Source organism: Nostoc foliaceum FACHB-393, assembly GCF_014698505.1.
GTDB classification, from domain to species: Bacteria; Cyanobacteriota; Cyanobacteriia; order Cyanobacteriales; family Nostocaceae; genus Nostoc; species Nostoc foliaceum_A.
The window spans coordinates 40,683-57,836 of sequence record NZ_JACJTD010000021.1; the positions used below are offsets into that span (position 1 = coordinate 40,683).

The window sequence follows — 17,154 nt, forward strand, 5'->3', positions numbered from 1 at the left end:
GATAGTATTAATTGATTTTCAGTAGTGAAGAATCTTAATTTACCTTCATAAACTCCCAAATAAAGTTCTAACTGCTGACTCCACAAACGTCCATCAGTGGTTAATTAAATTTATTGATACTTACCTTCAACACCATGAAATCCCTGAAGTTTCATTGTTCCAGGGTCGAACCAGAAATAATCTGGTGTACGGAAGGTATGCTGATAAACATTTTTTAAACCTGTTATCAACTGCTGTCGCTAAACTTGACAAAATTTCCACGATCAGGTTGAGATATTTGCCGTTTTCTTGCCAAACTACCGAACTCTTACGGTCTTTTTTCTGAGTTCCCAAAACTACAAAAAAGTCTTCGATTTGATCGTGGTGTAGGTCACTTTCCAAGGCTGGTTCGTCACCAAGTATATCACCAGAAGGAAAAATTACTTCGTCTTCTAAAATATCATCTAAGATCAATTTTACAGCAGCAGGTTCAAACATCAGCGATCGCCCCGCGATTACACGTTCATTTTACTGAAAATTTAGTAACTTGCAGATGGCTTTGAAAACTTGTAATAACTCTATTGCATCTGGAGATTGACTCAAATTTAATAATGGCATTAACTCATAAGTTGACTGGTTGTCATGTCTTAGATAAACAAATTGATAAAGCTGTCCATTAGTTACCAAACCCCAAACTGATGGTTGTTGCTCTAAACTCTTAAAAGCATAAGTTAATAATTGAGGTAAACCCTCAATCACATTGACCGAACTATTTTTTGTTTCAATCACTAAAACCCAAAGTAGCGGCGCAATATTACTTTGAGGACTGTTGATTGCTAAAATATCCATCCGTCCGGTAATTCTTTTGTCTTCATCTTCGACTGCGATCGCAATGCTATCTTCCATTGTCAACCGAATCGGCACATCGTAAAATCCTGAGAGCCGCATTAATGGTGCGATCGTTAGAAATTTAACCAAACCTTCAGAGATTTTACCTGCGCTTAAATAGCGACGGAAGTCATTTCTGATTCGCAATAAATCCTGCTGTTCAAACTCAGAGAGTGGTTCTAGACTTAAGAAGTCTGTGAATGAACCATTGGAAAGTTCTTCTAATTTGAGAAAGCGATGAACATCGTTGAGAGATAAGCTGCTAGCTTCGACGGTGAGAGGCATAGTTTCAGGCTTTGTTTGTCAAGACTACTTGTATTTTGCAACATTGGCGGTAGATAGGTTGCAATGTAACCTCTTTAACTTTCTTGATCGCTTGCTTTTGCTAGATGAAAATCAATGTAAACTAAATAACTCGGCAATTCCTATCTAGCTTAACGAAAATCTAAACACGGTCTAGCACAACTGAGCTAAGAATAGTTTTTAGTAACAATAGCGATCGCACTTATAATCATGTCTCAACCAACTATAGAATCAATCCTACAAGAGAATCGCCTCTTCCATCCTGGCTCGGAATTCTCAAAAAACGCCCATATCAAAAGCCTGGAAGACTATCAGCGCCTCTATGACCAAGCAAAAGCTGATCCGCAGCAATTTTGGGCAGATTTGGCTGGAACAGAATTAGAATGGTTCCAAAAATGGGATACTGTGCTAGATTGGCAACCACCTTTTGCTAAGTGGTTCGTTGGCGGAAAGATGAATATTTCTTACAACTGCCTTGACAGACATCTCACTACTTGGCGCAAAAATAAAGCAGCATTGATTTGGGAAGGGGAACCAGGTGATTCGCGTACCCTCACCTATGCCCAACTGCACCGGGAAGTTTGCCAGTTTGCCAATGTATTGAAGCAACTGGGTGTAGAAAAAGGCGATCGTGTTGGTATATATATGCCAATGATTCCCGAAGCTGCGATCGCTATGTTAGCCTGTGCCAGAATTGGCGCACCCCACAGTGTGGTATTTGGTGGTTTTAGTGCCGAAGCTTTGCGTGATCGTTTAGTTGATGCCACAGCTAAACTAGTAATCACGGCTGATGGTGGTTGGCGCAAAGATGCGATCGTTCCTCTCAAGGAACAGGTAGATAAAGCCTTGGCTGATGGTGCTGTTCCCAGCGTTAAAAATGTCCTCGTTGTCAAACGCACCGGACAGGAAACTTATATGCAGTTGGGGGGACGCGATCATTGGTGGCATGATTTGCAAAAAGGAGTATCAGCAGATTGTCCCGCCGAACCAATGGACAGCGAAGATATGCTGTTTGTCCTCTACACTTCCGGCAGCACCGGTAAACCGAAGGGCGTAGTGCATACAACTGCTGGTTATAATTTGTATACCCACATGACCACCAAGTGGATATTTGACCTGCAAGACACAGATGTATATTGGTGTACTGCTGATGTAGGTTGGATTACGGGACACAGCTACATTGTCTACGGCCCGCTTTCCAACGGTGCAACCACTGTGATGTATGAAGGTGCGCCCCGTGCTTCTAATCCTGGCTGTTTCTGGGATGTAATTGAAAAATACGGCGTTAATATTTTTTATACTGCACCTACGGCAATTCGGGCATTTATTAAGATGGGTGAACAGCATCCCAACGCGCGAAACTTGTCTTCGTTGCGTTTGTTGGGAACCGTCGGTGAACCGATTAACCCAGAAGCTTGGATGTGGTATCACAAAGTAATTGGTGGCGATCGCTGTCCAATTGTTGATACTTGGTGGCAAACGGAAACTGGCGGTATCATGATTACACCGCTACCAGGAGCAATTCCCACCAAACCCGGTTCCGCAACTCTTCCCTTCCCCGGAATTATCGCAGATGTCGTGGATTTGGAAGGAAACACCGTACCCAATAACGAAGGCGGTTATCTAGCGGTACGCCATCCGTGGCCAGGAATGATGCGGACAGTCTACGGCGATCCAGAACGCTTCCGCCGCACCTACTGGGAACACATTCCACCCAAAGATGGTAACTATATTTACTTTGCTGGCGATGGCGCAAGACAAGATGAAGACGGCTACTTTTGGGTAATGGGTCGTGTGGATGATGTACTGAATGTATCAGGACACCGACTCGGTACAATGGAAGTAGAGTCAGCATTGGTTTCTCATCCAGCGGTTGCAGAAGCGGCGGTAGTGGGTAAACCAGATGAACTTAAGGGTGAAGAAGTAGTTGCTTTTGTAACTTTAGAAGGCACTTATCAGGGAAGCGAGGAACTGAGTAAAGAACTAAAGCAGCACGTCGTCAAAGAAATTGGTGCGATCGCACGTCCGGGAGAAATTCGCTTTACAGACGCTTTGCCCAAAACGCGATCGGGTAAAATTATGCGGCGCTTACTGCGGAATCTAGCCGCAGGTCAAGAAGTATCTGGGGATACTTCGACATTGGAAGATAGAAGCGTATTGGATAAATTGCGGGAAGGTACGTAAATAATTCCAAATGAGCTTAGTAGGGGCGCATATATGTGCGCCTTTACCGTCTGTCTCGTGATGCATTACGCGATAACGCACCTCAATTTATCATAAAGATTAGAACATTATTGAGGCATTCAGGGCGATGAAGGTGAAGCGCAAACTGAAATCAGCATTTGTTCAATCTTTTAGCGGCATAACGCTGAGTATTATCAGTGTAATTGGTCTATCACCATTAGCGTTAGCGGTTTCTGCAAAAGTTTCTTTGCATCCGTCTGAACATTCTGTTGAGAGACAACCGCAAAAACTAGCACAGTTTTCAGACACAGGGCCATCAGAGCGATCGCAGATGCTGCAACAAGCCAATGCTTTATTTAATCAGGGAGACTTGACAGGTGCAGAAGAAAATTTACGCAAATTAATTAAACAATTCCCTGATGATTCCTTCGGACACTTTCAACTAGGAAACGTGCTTTTTCGGCAAAAGAAACCAGAAGAAGCAATTAGCTCTTATCAAGAAGCCATTCGCCTCCAGCCAAAATACGCTCTAGCTCACAATGCGATCGGTATGGTTTACGCTAGCCAAAGTCGCTGGGATGAAGCCATTACTGAATATAAAAAAGCTCTAGAAATTAATCCTAATTATGGTGAGGGGCTAACTAATTTTGCACTAGCATTGTGGCAAACAAATAAAAAAGATGAGGCGTTATCTTCTTTAGAAAAAGCTTTAAATATTTTCAAAGAACAGAATAGAGGTGAAAAAGTTAACCAAGTAGAACGAATTTTGCGAGAGATAAAAACTGCTGATGACCCTGGTATTTCATGAGAATCACATTATTTAGTGGATAAAAGTTAATAAGAGTTGCTGACGATTAGCCAAGTGTAGGGGCACGGCAATGCCGTGCCCCTACGGGTGTACCTCACGTAAACAAGAACCGCTATATGCATCTATTGTTGCGGAATTTGGCATCTGGGCGAGTGGTATCTGGTTTGTAATTATTGTGGGGTGGGCCAGCCCGCCCTCTAAAAAGCATCGAAACAGAATAATAGAAAGATTGAATTTTGTGATGTGAATGGCATCTAACTAAGTAGCGCGTCTATTCAAAAATAGCAAAATAGCAATCTACAATAAGAATCAGACAAACCTTTGTTAAAGCCTATGACTTCGCTATCGGCATTAACTTTACCTGACCACACCCAGTTACCAGACTCAGATGGTACTTTTGTGAAAAACTGGCAAGAGCATCCCCAAAGTATCTTACTCACTGACTCGATTACACCTGTCTTAGAGAAACTTCATCCTGATAGTGAATATTGTATTGGGCAAGATTTAGGTATCTACTGGAGATTGACAGATCCTCCTGAGAAGGGCGCTGAAGCACCAGACTGGTTTTATGTATCCAATGTACCACCGACCCTTGAAGGTAAAACGCGGCGTTCATACGTTCTATGGAAGGAGTATATTGCACCCTTGATTGTGTTGGAATTTGTCTCTGGAGATGGTTCAGAAGAACGAGATAACACACCACCATCTCAAGGGGAAAGTGGAAATGTTGGTAAATTTTGGGTTTATGAGCAAGCTATTCGAGTGCCTTATTATGGAATTTATGAAGTAGCAAAAGCGCAAGTTGAAGTTTACCATCTAGTGGATAATACTTATCAACTGATGCAACCCAATGAACGAGGACATTACCCAATTGCTCCTATGGGTGTAGAGTTAGGAATCTGGCAAGGATTTTATCAGAATGCAGAGTTACCTTGGTTGCGCTGGTGGGATGCACAAGGAAATTTACTGCTAACGGGTTATGAACGCACTGAAGTTGAGCGACAAAAGCGTGAGATAATTGTAGAAAAGTTGCGATCGCTCTCTGCTGAACAACTTAACGCTTTAGGGATTGACCCAGAAATGTTGGATTAAGAAATATTATCATCTACTAATAATACAACTTTGCCAGTAAAAATTATTGGACTGACATCCACATATTTATACAAATTTATAACGTGGTTAATTCGTTCTTTGAAGACAGGAGACAGTTCTTCTCCCCAAACTGCTGCTCCCAGAACAATTGCCACATCAGCCTTAATATTAACGTGAGTTCGACGAGTAATATAGTGTCCATCTAATTAGCCCTAAAAAAAGACCTCTCCCTGGTTTTACTACGCAAAACCGTCCCTCTCCGAGTCGGAGAGGGACAGGCTTGAACATTAGTTCAAGGCAGGGAGAGGTTTATGGAACTCACGTTAATATTATTAGTGATGCTGCTATATAAATAAATACTTAAAACTAGGAATCTGCCAAAATCATCAGATGTGGCACTTTTATTAAAATTTCAGGACATAGCAGCAAACTTATATTTCTAAATGTTGAGGTTTATTTAGCCTTATAGAATTTTGTGGCTGGCTGGGAATGCTAAAGAAAGCACCTCATTGTCCTTTTATTTGACAGTGGTGGATATTGCCCATTACCACTCAGTCCTAGAAAAATGATACCTGTCCTTCCCGGTTACAACTTTATTGAAGCTCTGCATGAAGGTGTCAACACAGTTATTTATCGCGCTTCCAAGCAGTTAGATCAAACCCTTGCGATCGTTAAAGCTCTGAAAGCGGAGTATCCCAGCCTCGAAGAACTAACCCGACTCAGACATGAATATAAAATCTCACAGACGCTAGTAGATATAGAAGGAATTGTCAAGTCCCTAGCTTTAGAGAATCATCATAACGGTCTAGCCTTAATTTTGGCAGACTTTGGTGCAGAATCTCTAAAAAATTATATTAGCGATCGCCAATTATCATTAACCGAATTTCTCACAATAGCCATTCAGTTAGCATCCACTCTCACTCAATTGCATCAAGCCAAGATTATTCATAAAGATATTAAACCTGACAATATCGTTATTAACCCAGAAACCGGGCAAGTTAAAATTATTGACTTCAGTATTGCATCGCGTTTAGAAAAAGAAAATCAAAGCATCAGCAATCCCAATTTATTAGAAGGCACTCTCGCCTATATGTCACCGGAGCAAACTGGACGCATGAATCGTTCAATTGACTACCGGACTGACTTCTATTCTTTAGGCGTTACCTTTTATCAAGTGCTGACAGGATTGCTGCCCTTTAATGCCGTTGACCCTCTAGAATTTGTTCATTGCCATATTGCAAAAACACCAATATCGCCTCACGAGTTAAATCACAAAATTCCCCCAGTGGTTTCTGACATTGTAATGAAATTGTTAGCTAAAACTGCTGAAGATAGATATCAAAGCTCTCTAGGACTAAAAGCCGATTTAGAAACTTGTCTCACTCAGTTGCAAACGGATGGTGAAATTTCCCACTTTATTGTCGGTCAGCTAGATTCATACAGCCAATTTTCCATTCCGCAGAAACTCTACGGACGGGAAATAGAAGTTGCTACTTTATTAGAAGCATTTGATCGCATCAGTTCTGGTACTACGGAAATGATGCTAGTTTCTGGTTACTCAGGTATTGGTAAATCGTGTTTAGTTCACGAAGTTCACAAACCAATTGTGAGGCAGCGTGGTTATTTTATATCTGGTAAATTTGACCAGTTCAAGCGGAATATTCCTTTTGCTTCATTAATTCAAGCATTCCAAGATTTGATGCGGCAGTTGCTTACAGAAACTGATGACCAAATAGCTGTTTGGAAATCAAAACTAATAGATGCCCTTGGTTCCAATGGTCAAGTAGTTATAGACGTTCTTCCCGAAGTAGAACGGATTATTGGCCCGCAGCCAGCAGTTCCTCAATTAGGGTCATCAGAATCGCAAAACCGATTTAATCGGGTATTTCAACAATTCATTCATGTATTTTGTCAACCCGAACACCCGCTAGTTTTGTTTTTGGATGATTTACAGTGGGCAGATTCAGCTTCACTCAAGCTGATTCAGTTAATTATGACTGACCCAGATAGCCAATATTTATTGCTAATTGGGGCGTATCGAGATAACGAAGTAAGTGCCATTCATCCCTTGATTCAGACCTTGGATGAGATTCAAAAGACTGGTGCGATCGTCAATAATATTATCCTCCAGCTTTTGGATATCGCTCATGTCAACCAGTTAATCGCCGAAACTCTTCGCACTGAAATTTTCAAGGCAAAGCCACTGTCTGAATTACTTTTTAGTAAAACCCAAGGAAACCCGTTTTTTCTAACTCATTTACTCAAATCTCTTTGTCAAGATAACTTATTAGTTTTTGACTTTGATCGCAGTTTTTGGAGATGGAATCTTGAATTTATTGATAGAGTTAATATAACTGATAATGTCGTTGATTTGATGGTCACCCAAATTCAAAAGCTGTCAGATACAACGCAGAACGTGTTAAAATTTGCCGCCTGTATTGGAGACAAATTTGCTTTAGATATATTGGCGATTATTAATAAAAAATCTCAGTCAGAAACAGCAGCAGATTTGTGGGAAGCTTTGCAATCAGGTTTGGTTCTACCCTTAAACAATTCATACAAAACACCGCTGGTTTTTGACTCCGAACAAATGGAGACTGAGAAAAGGCGATCGCCCATTATTCAGCACTCATCACCCATCACCTATAAATTCTTACATGACCGGGTGCAGCAAGCGTCTTACTCACTCATTCCCGATGACGAGAAAAAACAGACTCACCTAAAAATCGGTGAATTGCTACTAATACATACCCCAGAAACAGACATTGAAGAAAACATTTTTGAAATTGTCAACCAACTAAATGTTGGTGCTGAATTCATCACCCAGCAGCCTCAAAAAGATAGACTGGCTCAACTCAATCTTATCGCTGGACAGAAAGCAAAAGCAGCAACAGCTTATGAATCATCTGTTAAATATTTAAATGTAGGTTTGGAACTCCTTACAGCAGATAGTTGGCAGTGTCAGTATGACCTAACACTGAATCTCTATGTAGAAACAGCAGCAGTAGAATTTCTTAACACCAACTTCGAGCGAGCAGAAATGCTTTCTGATGTAGTTTTGTCACAAGCAAAAACTCTGCTTGATAGAGTCCAGGTGTATGAGACACAAATGCAGTTTTATATTGCTAAAAACCAAATGCAAGCCGCGTTAAATACCGGACTGCAAGTGCTGAAAATGCTAGGGTTACCTTTAGCAGCCAAACCCCCAACAAGACTGACTAGATTGAATTTAGGAGGGAAACGGATTGAGGATTTAATAGAATTGCCAGAAATGACTGATGCTTATAAATTAGCAGCACTGCGAGTTTTGATAAATCTGATTCCTCCGGTTTATATTGCAGCTCCCGAACTTTATCCACAGGTCGTTTTTAAAATGACCAATCTCTGCCTCAAAGACGGGAACTCTCCTCTGTCAGCTTATGCGTATGTACTTTATGGAATGTTCCTATGTGGCGCTTTTGAAGACATGGATTCTGGTTATCAATTCGGTCAGCTAGGCTTAAAGCTATTGAATCAATTCAATGCTAAAGAAATGACGGCGAAAATCTATGAAACATTTAATTATTTTATCAGGCATTGGAAAGAGCCAGCTATTAATACTATAGAACCCTTAATAGAGGGTGTCCAAAGAGGTTTGGAAACAGGAGATTTAGAATATGCTTCTTATTCAGCCTGTTTTTATTGTACGCATTTGTTTTTTATCGGTGAAAATCTAGAAATAGTTCTCAAAAAGCAGGCACACTATATTGCTTTGATGCAAAGAACTAAACAAGAATTTCAAATTATTTATGCGAACATAGTTAGACAAACAGGTTTAAATTTAATTAAAAAAACGCCTGAACCATATCGATTAATTGGTGAAAGTTTTGATGAAAATAAAATGTTGCCAATTCTGATAAATAGCAATAACTATATGGCTATTTATCCTATTTATGTTTCTAAACTGATTCTGGGTTATTTATTTAAAAATTACGATCGCGCTGCTGAAGATGCCTTGCTGGCAGAAAAATACGAACAAGGCGGACGAGCACTGATGTATAAAGCAGAACATAAGTTTTATCACTCTCTGACTCTCCTGGCTTTATATCGCACCGCATCAACAAGCGATGCCTACGGCGGCAAGCTACGCCAACAATATCTCACCCAAGTGGCAGCGCATCAGAAAAAAATGAAGCAATGGGCATTGCATTCTCCTGCCAACTATCAGCATAAGTACGAGCTAGTGGAGGCAGAAAAAGCACGAGTACTGGAACAAGATATCAAAGCGATCGCGTTTTATGATCGAGCAATAAATGGAGCCAGAGAACAGGGATATATTCAAGAAGAAGCGCTAGCCTCGGAGTTGGCAGCAGAGTTCTATTTTGCTCGTGGTAGAGATAAAGTTGCTAATACGTATCTCAACGATGCCTACTATGGCTATAGCCGTTGGGGAGCGAATGCAAAAGTCAAAGACTTGGAAAAAAGATATCCTCAACTATTTCGGATATCAAAGCGAGAAACCGTCAGTACTGATGCAACTCGGATGATAAGCTACACGGGTGAAAGTGCTTCAGACTTGATGGATTTAGCCACAGTTATGAAAGCATCTCAAGCCCTTTCTGGAGAAATAGTTTTGGGCAAGTTACTAGCTAAATTAATGACAATTGTGTTAGAAAATGCTGGCGCTCAAACAGGATACCTAATTTTAGAAAAGTCAGGGCAGTTGCTAATAGAAGCATCAGGATTAGTAGACAAAACTGATGTAACTGTGCTACAAAAAATTCCAGGATCAACTAGTCAAGAACTACCCATTTCTTTGATTAACTATGTAGCCCGAACCAAAGAAAATGTTGTACTAAACGATGCGACTTGTGAAGGAAGATTTACCACAGATCCATACATACTTACTCATCAACCCAAATCCGTCTTATGTACACCACTCATCCATCAAGGAAAACTTAGCGGCATCCTTTATTTAGAAAATAATCTCACCAGTGGCGCGTTTACATCAGATCGCTTAGAAGTATTACAACTGTTATCATCTCAAGCAGCGATTTCCATTGATAATGCTCGTCTTTATAAAGACTTAAAATTAGCAAACACTGGCTTAGAAGCCAAAGTACAAGAACGAACTTTAGAGTTACAGGAAAAAAATGTGCATCTGCAAAAAGCAGAAGAAACTGCACAATCTGCCAACCGGGCTAAGAGTGATTTCCTTGCTAACATGAGCCATGAATTGAGAACACCACTCAATGGCATTTTAGGTTACGCCCAAATTCTTAAACGAGACAAAACTTTAACTAACTCGCAAAAAGATAATGTGGGTATTATTTATCAGTGTGGCGACCACCTCTTAAATCTGATCAATGACATTTTAGACCTTTCTAAAATTGAAGCGAGAAAAATGGAACTCCAACAAACGGATTTTCATTTTCCAGAATTTTTAGAAGGCATTGCTGAAATCTGTCGCATCCGCGCCGAACAAAAAGGTATTTGTTTAATTTTTGAACAGATTACTCAACTTCCTACAGGTGTCAAGGCTGATGAAAAACGGTTACGCCAAGCTTTAATTAACTTACTGGGAAATGCCGTTAAGTTTACTGAAACTGGAGGCGTGGCTTTCAAAGTCGGCTATCACGAAGGTAAAATTCGGTTTCAGGTGGAAGATACAGGAGTTGGCATGGCACCAGAGCAATTAGAAGAGATATTTTTGCCGTTTCAGCAGGTAGGAGATCACAATCGCAAAGCCGAAGGAACTGGACTAGGGCTGGCAATTACCCGCCAATTAGTTCAGATGATGGGTGGCGAAATCCAAGTGAAGAGTACCTTAGGGAAAGGGAGTATTTTCTTCTTTGATTTAGATTTGCCTGAAGTTTCTCACTACGCTGATTTTATCAAAGAAGAACAACGAAATATCCAAGGTTTTAAAGGCTATAAACGAAAACTTATCATCGCAGATGATAGACCAAGAAATCGCTCAATTTTGGTCAAGATGCTGTCACCTTTAGGATTTGAAATTGCCGAAGCAATAGATGGTCAAGATTGTCTCAATAAGGCATCTGAATTAAAGCCAGATTGTATCTTGATGGACTTGATGATGCCTCAAATGAATGGCTTTGAAACTACTCGTAGGATCAGGCGATCGCCTGAACTAAAGAATGTAATAATAATTGGTACTTCTGCCAGTGTTTTTGATTTTGATCTAAACAAAAGTAAAGAGGCAGGTTGCAATGATTTTTTACCTAAGCCAATTCGGATAACAGAGCTTTTAGAAAAGTTACGAACTCACTTAGAACTGGAATGGATTTATGAAGAGGATGAAACTCAAATATTTAAAGACAACAAACAAGAAAATCCTCAGCAATCATTAGTATTTCCCTCGGCAGAGGAAATTGCCGTTCTATTGAATTTAGCAATGAAAGGCGATCTCAAAGGGATTGTGGAGCGAGTTAATTACTTGGAAGAATTAGATATTACTTTTGCACCTTTTTCTTTAGAATTTCGTCAATTAGCTAAAGGTTTTCAAGTTAAAAAAATTCGTGAAATTTTAAAAAACGTAGGGGTAAATTAATGAGTATTTCAAATATTGAAAACGGTATTATCTTAATCGTTGATGACAACCCTACAAATTTAGGAGTGTTATTCGATTTCTTGGCTGATTCTGGTTTCCAAGTGTTGGTAGCCCAGGATGGCGAGGATGCAATTGAGCAGGTCGAATATGCTCTTCCCGATCTGATTTTGTTAGATATACTCATGCCCGGAATGGACGGGTTTGAAACTTGCCAGCACTTGAAAGCTAAAGAGTCAACTAAAGACATCCCCGTAATTTTTATGACGGCGCTTTCTGATCCGGTGGATAAGATCAGAGGGTTGAATCTTGGGGCGGTCGATTACATCACTAAACCGCTTCAGCATGAAGAGGTTTTAGCCCGTGTCAAAATCCATTTAAGCATACGAAACCTAACCAAAAGACTACAAGAGCAAAATGTGCGTCTAGAGCAGGAGATTCATGATCGAACTAAGGCAGAGAACGCCCTTTTAAAACTGACATCTGAGTTAGAAGAACGGGTGGAAGAAAGGACATCTGCACTGGGGCAATCTAATCAGCTGCTGCAACAGGAAATCCAAGAACGTATTAATACAGAGCAAGCACTGCAAGAATCAGAAGCACGCTATCGAGAACAAGCCAATAAGTTAGAACTTGCCTTTCGCCAACTTCAAGAAACTCAAAGCCAACTGGTTCATAGTGAAAAAATGTCAAGTTTGGGACAATTGGTGGCGGGTGTTGCCCATGAAATTAATAATCCCGTCAACTTCATCTATGGAAATCTGACTCACGCCTATCAATATACCCAAGACTTGCTCAACCTGTTGAACCTCTATGCCAAGTACACTCCCTCACCGCTAGCTGAAATTCAGAAACTGACTGAGGCGATAGATTTAGAATTTCTCAGTGAAGACCTGCCCAAATTGCTGAGTTCGATGAAGGTTGGGGCTGACCGCATCCGCGAGATTATTCAGTCGTTACGGATTTTTTCCCGCGTGGATGAAGTCCAAATGAAGCCAGTGGATATTCATGCTGGGTTAGATAGTACGCTGCTAATTTTGCACAACCGATTTAAAGCCAGTTCCAACCAGTTAGGGATTCAACTCGTTAAAGAGTATGGCGATCTACCCCTTGTGGAGTGTTATGCGGGACAACTTAACCAAGTGTTTATGAATTTACTGGCAAATGCAATTGATGCTTTAGAAGAGTATGACAAAGAGCGATCGCCCCAGGAGATTTACTTTTGCCGCAGCACGATTCGAATTCGCACCGAAGTAACTGACAATGAGTTTGTGACTATTTGGATTGGCGATACTGGCCCCGGTATGACAGAGGAAGTACGCGATCGCCTTTTTGACCCCTTCTTTACCACAAAACCCGTAGGTAGAGGCACGGGTTTAGGCTTGTCAATTAGCCAGGAAATTGTTGTCTCTAAACATGGTGGCCAAATAAAGTGTTTTTCAGCACCTGGGCAGGGAACAGAGTTTATGATTACAATTCCGATGCGATCGCAACCTTTAGAATTGGCTTTGGTGACACCCTGCCATGTTGGCTGCGATTAGTTTAGCTGGAAAGCTGAACTCACAAAGAATGCCACTCTATATATTAAATTTGGCAAAAATTTGCTTCCCTCTGTGTTTCAAAAAATTACGTTTTGAAACGCAGAGAGACCAAGAAGCCTAAAGAGCTTGCAAGAAGCTGCGCAATGATTGTGGGAATCATAACTAAATTAACCGAATATGACATGAAATCATGTAGTTAGTAATGTATAATTAACTCCAAGAGTTCAGGGTGCTTGTCAAGTATAAAACCACTTGCTGGTACTGCAAAAGCATATTGTATGTCTAAATCTGCAATCACCGTTACCGTCAAATTGTTCGCTGCTTATCAAGAAGCCTTTAGGGTTTCGGAACTGGTGCTGGAATTTCCCAATAGTATACCAGTCCAAGCAGTATGCGATCGCCTCATAGCTGAACACCCCGAACTCTCCCAATGGCGTGACATCACCCGGTTTGGGATTAATTTAATATTTGTCGAACCAGATACCCTACTACAAGATGGGGATGAAGTCGTACTGATTCCACCAGTCAGCGGCGGTTAGCACAACAGTTAGGAGTGATGAGTTAAAAATTCAAAACTTCTAACTTATAACTACTCATTCCTCACTTGCGATTATTTCACCCTGGCTCGGAAGCGAAAAAAGCCGTAAAAATCTTTGGCTAAATTGGGTAAATCTGGACTTCGTGTGACATTCACCACCACTGCTCCATTGGTGTTAGCACCGCAGTATGATGGGGTTTGATCGTTAGCAGCATAAAAGCGTCCGCGATCGCTTGCATCCTCTATATTGCTGAGGTAAACTGTGGGACTGCTAGAACTAACAGCAAGGGCAATACCTTGATCTGCTCCTCCTAAGCCACCATCACGAGGAGTCTTACCATTAAATGCAGTGGGAATAAAAGTAGTACTGGCAGGAACTAAGTCACAGAATTTAACATTAGTAGCATCATTTGGGCCTTTTGAGAGGAAGTAGATAGTATATTCCAACTCATCTCCTGGTTTAACAGTCCCAGCATTAATCAATCCCCGCAGGTAGCCAGCAGACCATGCAAGATCGTTATCATCAGAGGCATAGGGTTCTGGGACATAATTAGCAGCAGTAATAGCAACGTCACTGCGACCATCCACAATATCAGTTAAATCTTGGTTATTGATGCGGGTGATGCGTTTCACTAACAAAAGCTTTGCATTAACCGTAGTCGCACCGTTATTACTTTCTCCAACGCTGGTAACACGACTACCTGTAGTATCAGTATCTCTAGTTTGTAGGAAGTTTGGACACCGTGTGCTAGCGTTTCCACTGGTGGTTGCTTCCCAGCAAGCACTGATATTAGTATCTTTACCATTGGGGGTCAAGCTGATAGACTTGCCCGAGTTAGCCCCAGCCAGAGAAGACTGATAGGTGTTGTCCCACAAATTTAGAGAACTTTGGGGAGGTGTATTAACCTCATTACCCGCACCATAGGCGATATAATCAATAATCTTATTTTGGTTATCATATAACCAAACATCATCACCGGAATTGTTGAGCTTGGGAGTTTGTCCTAACCAAGCTTGAAAAGCTGCTCCTGTTGCTTGATGGTTGGCATTATTATTACCAATCCAAATGACAGCATATTTCCCTGGTTGTAAAGTAGTGCCACTGGGGAAAGTATAATGAAAGCCGCCAGCAGCATCACTACTACCGACGATAAGGTTGCCATCTGTCAACCTCACACCACTCAAATCTACCGGGGATGTAGAAGCATTGTAGAGTTCAATAAACTCATCATTGGTATCAGTAGTAGTACCAGTTTCGTTATAAAGCACCTCGTTGATAATAACTTGACCCGCCAATGGTGAAACTTGATAAGAAGTTGTTGGGATAATATTTAAATAAGTTAGAACTGCATTACTAGGAACATAAGTCCATATATCTAATCCTTTGACATCACCGAAGGAGCCTGTACAAACTTCATTAGTGTTACCACCAGTGGCTGTACCAAAGGCACGCTGAGTACTAGTAGTATTAAATCCTGTTACCAGGTTACTGTGAGATATAGATGGTGGGGAATTTCCACACAATAGACTACCTGGTGTTCCCACATTTGTCCCAGACAAGGTACGATAGCCGCGATCGTCGTAAAACCCTGTATTATTTCCCAAACGATTGGTGACGTTGAGGAGAGTAAAGCTTGGCCCTCCCTTGGTACTGTTTTCAGCATCTATAAGAGGAAAGTGGTATTCGCCAGCATGAGTTGTGATGTTAACAGGGTAGTCTGTGCCAACGGGGAAAAAATTACCATTATTATCTTTACCATCCCAGGTAACGGTTTGACTTCCAGATGCCGTCATAGTTCCCCGCAGTACTCGGTTTTGTAGATTAGCAGGATCATCATCATTACCATCTCTGCTGATGACTATTTCATAGTTGCCTGCTACATTGCTGTCGAATTTAAAAACTCCACCTGTGTTTTGGTTAGAGTTATTAGCCCCAGCTGTACCAGTAAAGCTAGAATTACTGATGCTTGGAAGTGTCGCTACAGTAGGGATACCACGGGCAAAGAGAGAGTCATTTGTTCCGGCGCTAGTTTGAGGATTATTGAAGAAAATGACGTGGTTGGGTAAGGCGAAATTTGTTCCACCTTGAAGTTGTGGCATCAGAGCATTATTAACTGCACTCAGAACATCATGGTAGAGTGGTGTTTTTCCATCGCTGTCATAGTAGCCTACATCATTGCCATAAATGACAAAACCATTGGGGTCTAAGCCATTGAGGGCAGTTTTATATTGATAACCATCTTTAGTGACAATGTAGAATGAAGATTCGATCGGTCTGCCATTGCCTCCAGTAAATAGTGCTAAGTAGTCGGCAAAGAGTCGCCCGTTAATATCTGTTGTGGAAGTCAAGCTGCTGCGTACTGTCACATCCCACGCAGCTATACTGGTTCCTGATGGATCTTTAAAGTTGGTGTCGAAGTCAATTGCTGATGTAGGAGTTCCATCAAAGTTACTATTACCTCCTTGACCTCCATAGAAAGCTACATAATAAATCCCATCACCGCCGACTGGAACTTGATAGTAACAGGGTACGTAGCCGTTAGCGATCGCCCCACCCGTTGTTGCAGTTGCTGGGTTTGTAATTGTGTCTGGGCCTGCTAATTCTTGGTTACGGCTAGATATTTTACCCTGATTTGTGTTTAGAGTCTGAGTTCTTTGGGTGGAGCATTGGAACTTAAGATTAGAGAGGGTTTCATTACCTATTCGACCTGTTTTGGTGCCATAGATCAAAATATCACCACTATCTACTCCCACAGAACTAGAACCCAAGAGGATGTATTCTCCAGCTTTAGCATACACCTGTAGCAATGTGCGCCGCAGAAGAGAATGATCCGCAGGGGTTGTAGGGCCATACTTGTCTGTCGCCCGCCATTCAAGGTTGGCTCTAGCACCAGTAGTACCGCTAGGATACAAATTCCTACTGCCTTCTGCTTGAACTGGTTGTATCCAGTAACCCCAAGTACACAGTATTAGAGCCAGCCTACCAAGCCATCTTCTTCGGTGTCTGAGAGATTTGAGGTTCGCGCAGCCTCTCGGCAGGAAAATTACCTGTGAAAGATATTTAAAAAATAGGCTCATAACTGGTTTACCAGATCCTCACTCCAGGCTTTAATTGGTAACAAAAAGCGATCGCCTACTTTTAGATTGCCCAATATCAGCAAGAACCTACCATCTTGATTCACATTTACGGACACAGCAAAGCTATGCCCCTACTAGCATGGTCTATTTACCTGAAGGGACGCTGCTTGAAGGGCTTCTGCTTTGCAGTACGCAG

Annotated in this window: 9 protein-coding genes and 1 pseudogene; 6 read left to right on the top strand and 4 right to left on the bottom strand. The window is 41.4% G+C overall.

The window, feature by feature from the left end:
• Positions 1-126: 126 nt before the first annotated feature.
• On the bottom strand, positions 127-477 hold the full coding sequence (locus H6G92_RS41155; RefSeq protein ID WP_390625452.1) for a hypothetical protein: 351 nt from the start codon (positions 475-477) through the stop codon (positions 127-129).
• A 30-nt stretch (positions 478-507) separates the two neighbouring features.
• A complete protein-coding gene (locus H6G92_RS18285) occupies positions 508-1,152 on the bottom strand; it encodes a restriction endonuclease subunit R (RefSeq protein ID WP_190895059.1) in 645 nt (214 codons plus the stop codon).
• Positions 1,153-1,380: 228 nt separating this feature from the next.
• On the opposite strand from H6G92_RS18285, the gene acs reads away from it, so the two are divergent.
• The 3 genes from acs (at position 1,381) to H6G92_RS18300 (ending at position 5,254) form a co-directional block, all read left to right on the top strand.
• Positions 1,381-3,354 (top strand): acetate--CoA ligase, encoded by a 1,974-nt coding sequence (gene acs / locus H6G92_RS18290; RefSeq protein WP_190895060.1) that lies wholly within the window; start codon positions 1,381-1,383, stop codon positions 3,352-3,354.
• A gap of 127 nt (positions 3,355-3,481) precedes the next feature.
• Entirely contained in the window at positions 3,482-4,162 is a 681-nt protein-coding gene (locus H6G92_RS18295) for a tetratricopeptide repeat protein (RefSeq protein ID WP_190895061.1), read from the top strand.
• Positions 4,163-4,495: 333 nt separating this feature from the next.
• Positions 4,496-5,254, top strand: a complete 759-nt coding sequence (locus tag H6G92_RS18300) for a Uma2 family endonuclease (protein WP_190895062.1) — start codon at positions 4,496-4,498, stop codon at positions 5,252-5,254.
• A gap of 26 nt (positions 5,255-5,280) precedes the next feature.
• Here the strand turns inward: H6G92_RS18300 and H6G92_RS18305 are convergent.
• Positions 5,281-5,445: pseudogene (locus tag H6G92_RS18305) on the bottom strand (YdcF family protein); the annotation flags it as partial.
• Between the two features lie 374 nt (positions 5,446-5,819).
• Here H6G92_RS18305 and H6G92_RS18310 point away from each other — a divergent pair.
• The 3 genes from H6G92_RS18310 (at position 5,820) to H6G92_RS18320 (ending at position 13,881) form a co-directional block, all read left to right on the top strand.
• Positions 5,820-11,804: a hybrid sensor histidine kinase/response regulator gene (locus H6G92_RS18310; RefSeq protein ID WP_190895063.1), complete on the top strand. Its 5,985-nt coding sequence runs from the start codon at positions 5,820-5,822 to the stop codon at positions 11,802-11,804.
• Positions 11,804-13,342: a hybrid sensor histidine kinase/response regulator gene (locus tag H6G92_RS18315; RefSeq protein ID WP_190895064.1), complete on the top strand. Its 1,539-nt coding sequence runs from the start codon at positions 11,804-11,806 to the stop codon at positions 13,340-13,342. The genes H6G92_RS18310 and H6G92_RS18315 overlap by 1 nt, the downstream gene beginning before the upstream one ends.
• A gap of 278 nt (positions 13,343-13,620) precedes the next feature.
• Entirely contained in the window at positions 13,621-13,881 is a 261-nt protein-coding gene (locus H6G92_RS18320) for a MoaD/ThiS family protein (protein ID WP_190895065.1), read from the top strand.
• A 71-nt stretch (positions 13,882-13,952) separates the two neighbouring features.
• Here H6G92_RS18320 and H6G92_RS18325 read toward each other — a convergent pair whose 3' ends face one another.
• Positions 13,953-16,958, bottom strand: a complete 3,006-nt coding sequence (locus tag H6G92_RS18325) for a lamin tail domain-containing protein (RefSeq protein ID WP_190895066.1) — start codon at positions 16,956-16,958, stop codon at positions 13,953-13,955.
• Positions 16,959-17,154 lie beyond the last annotated feature (196 nt).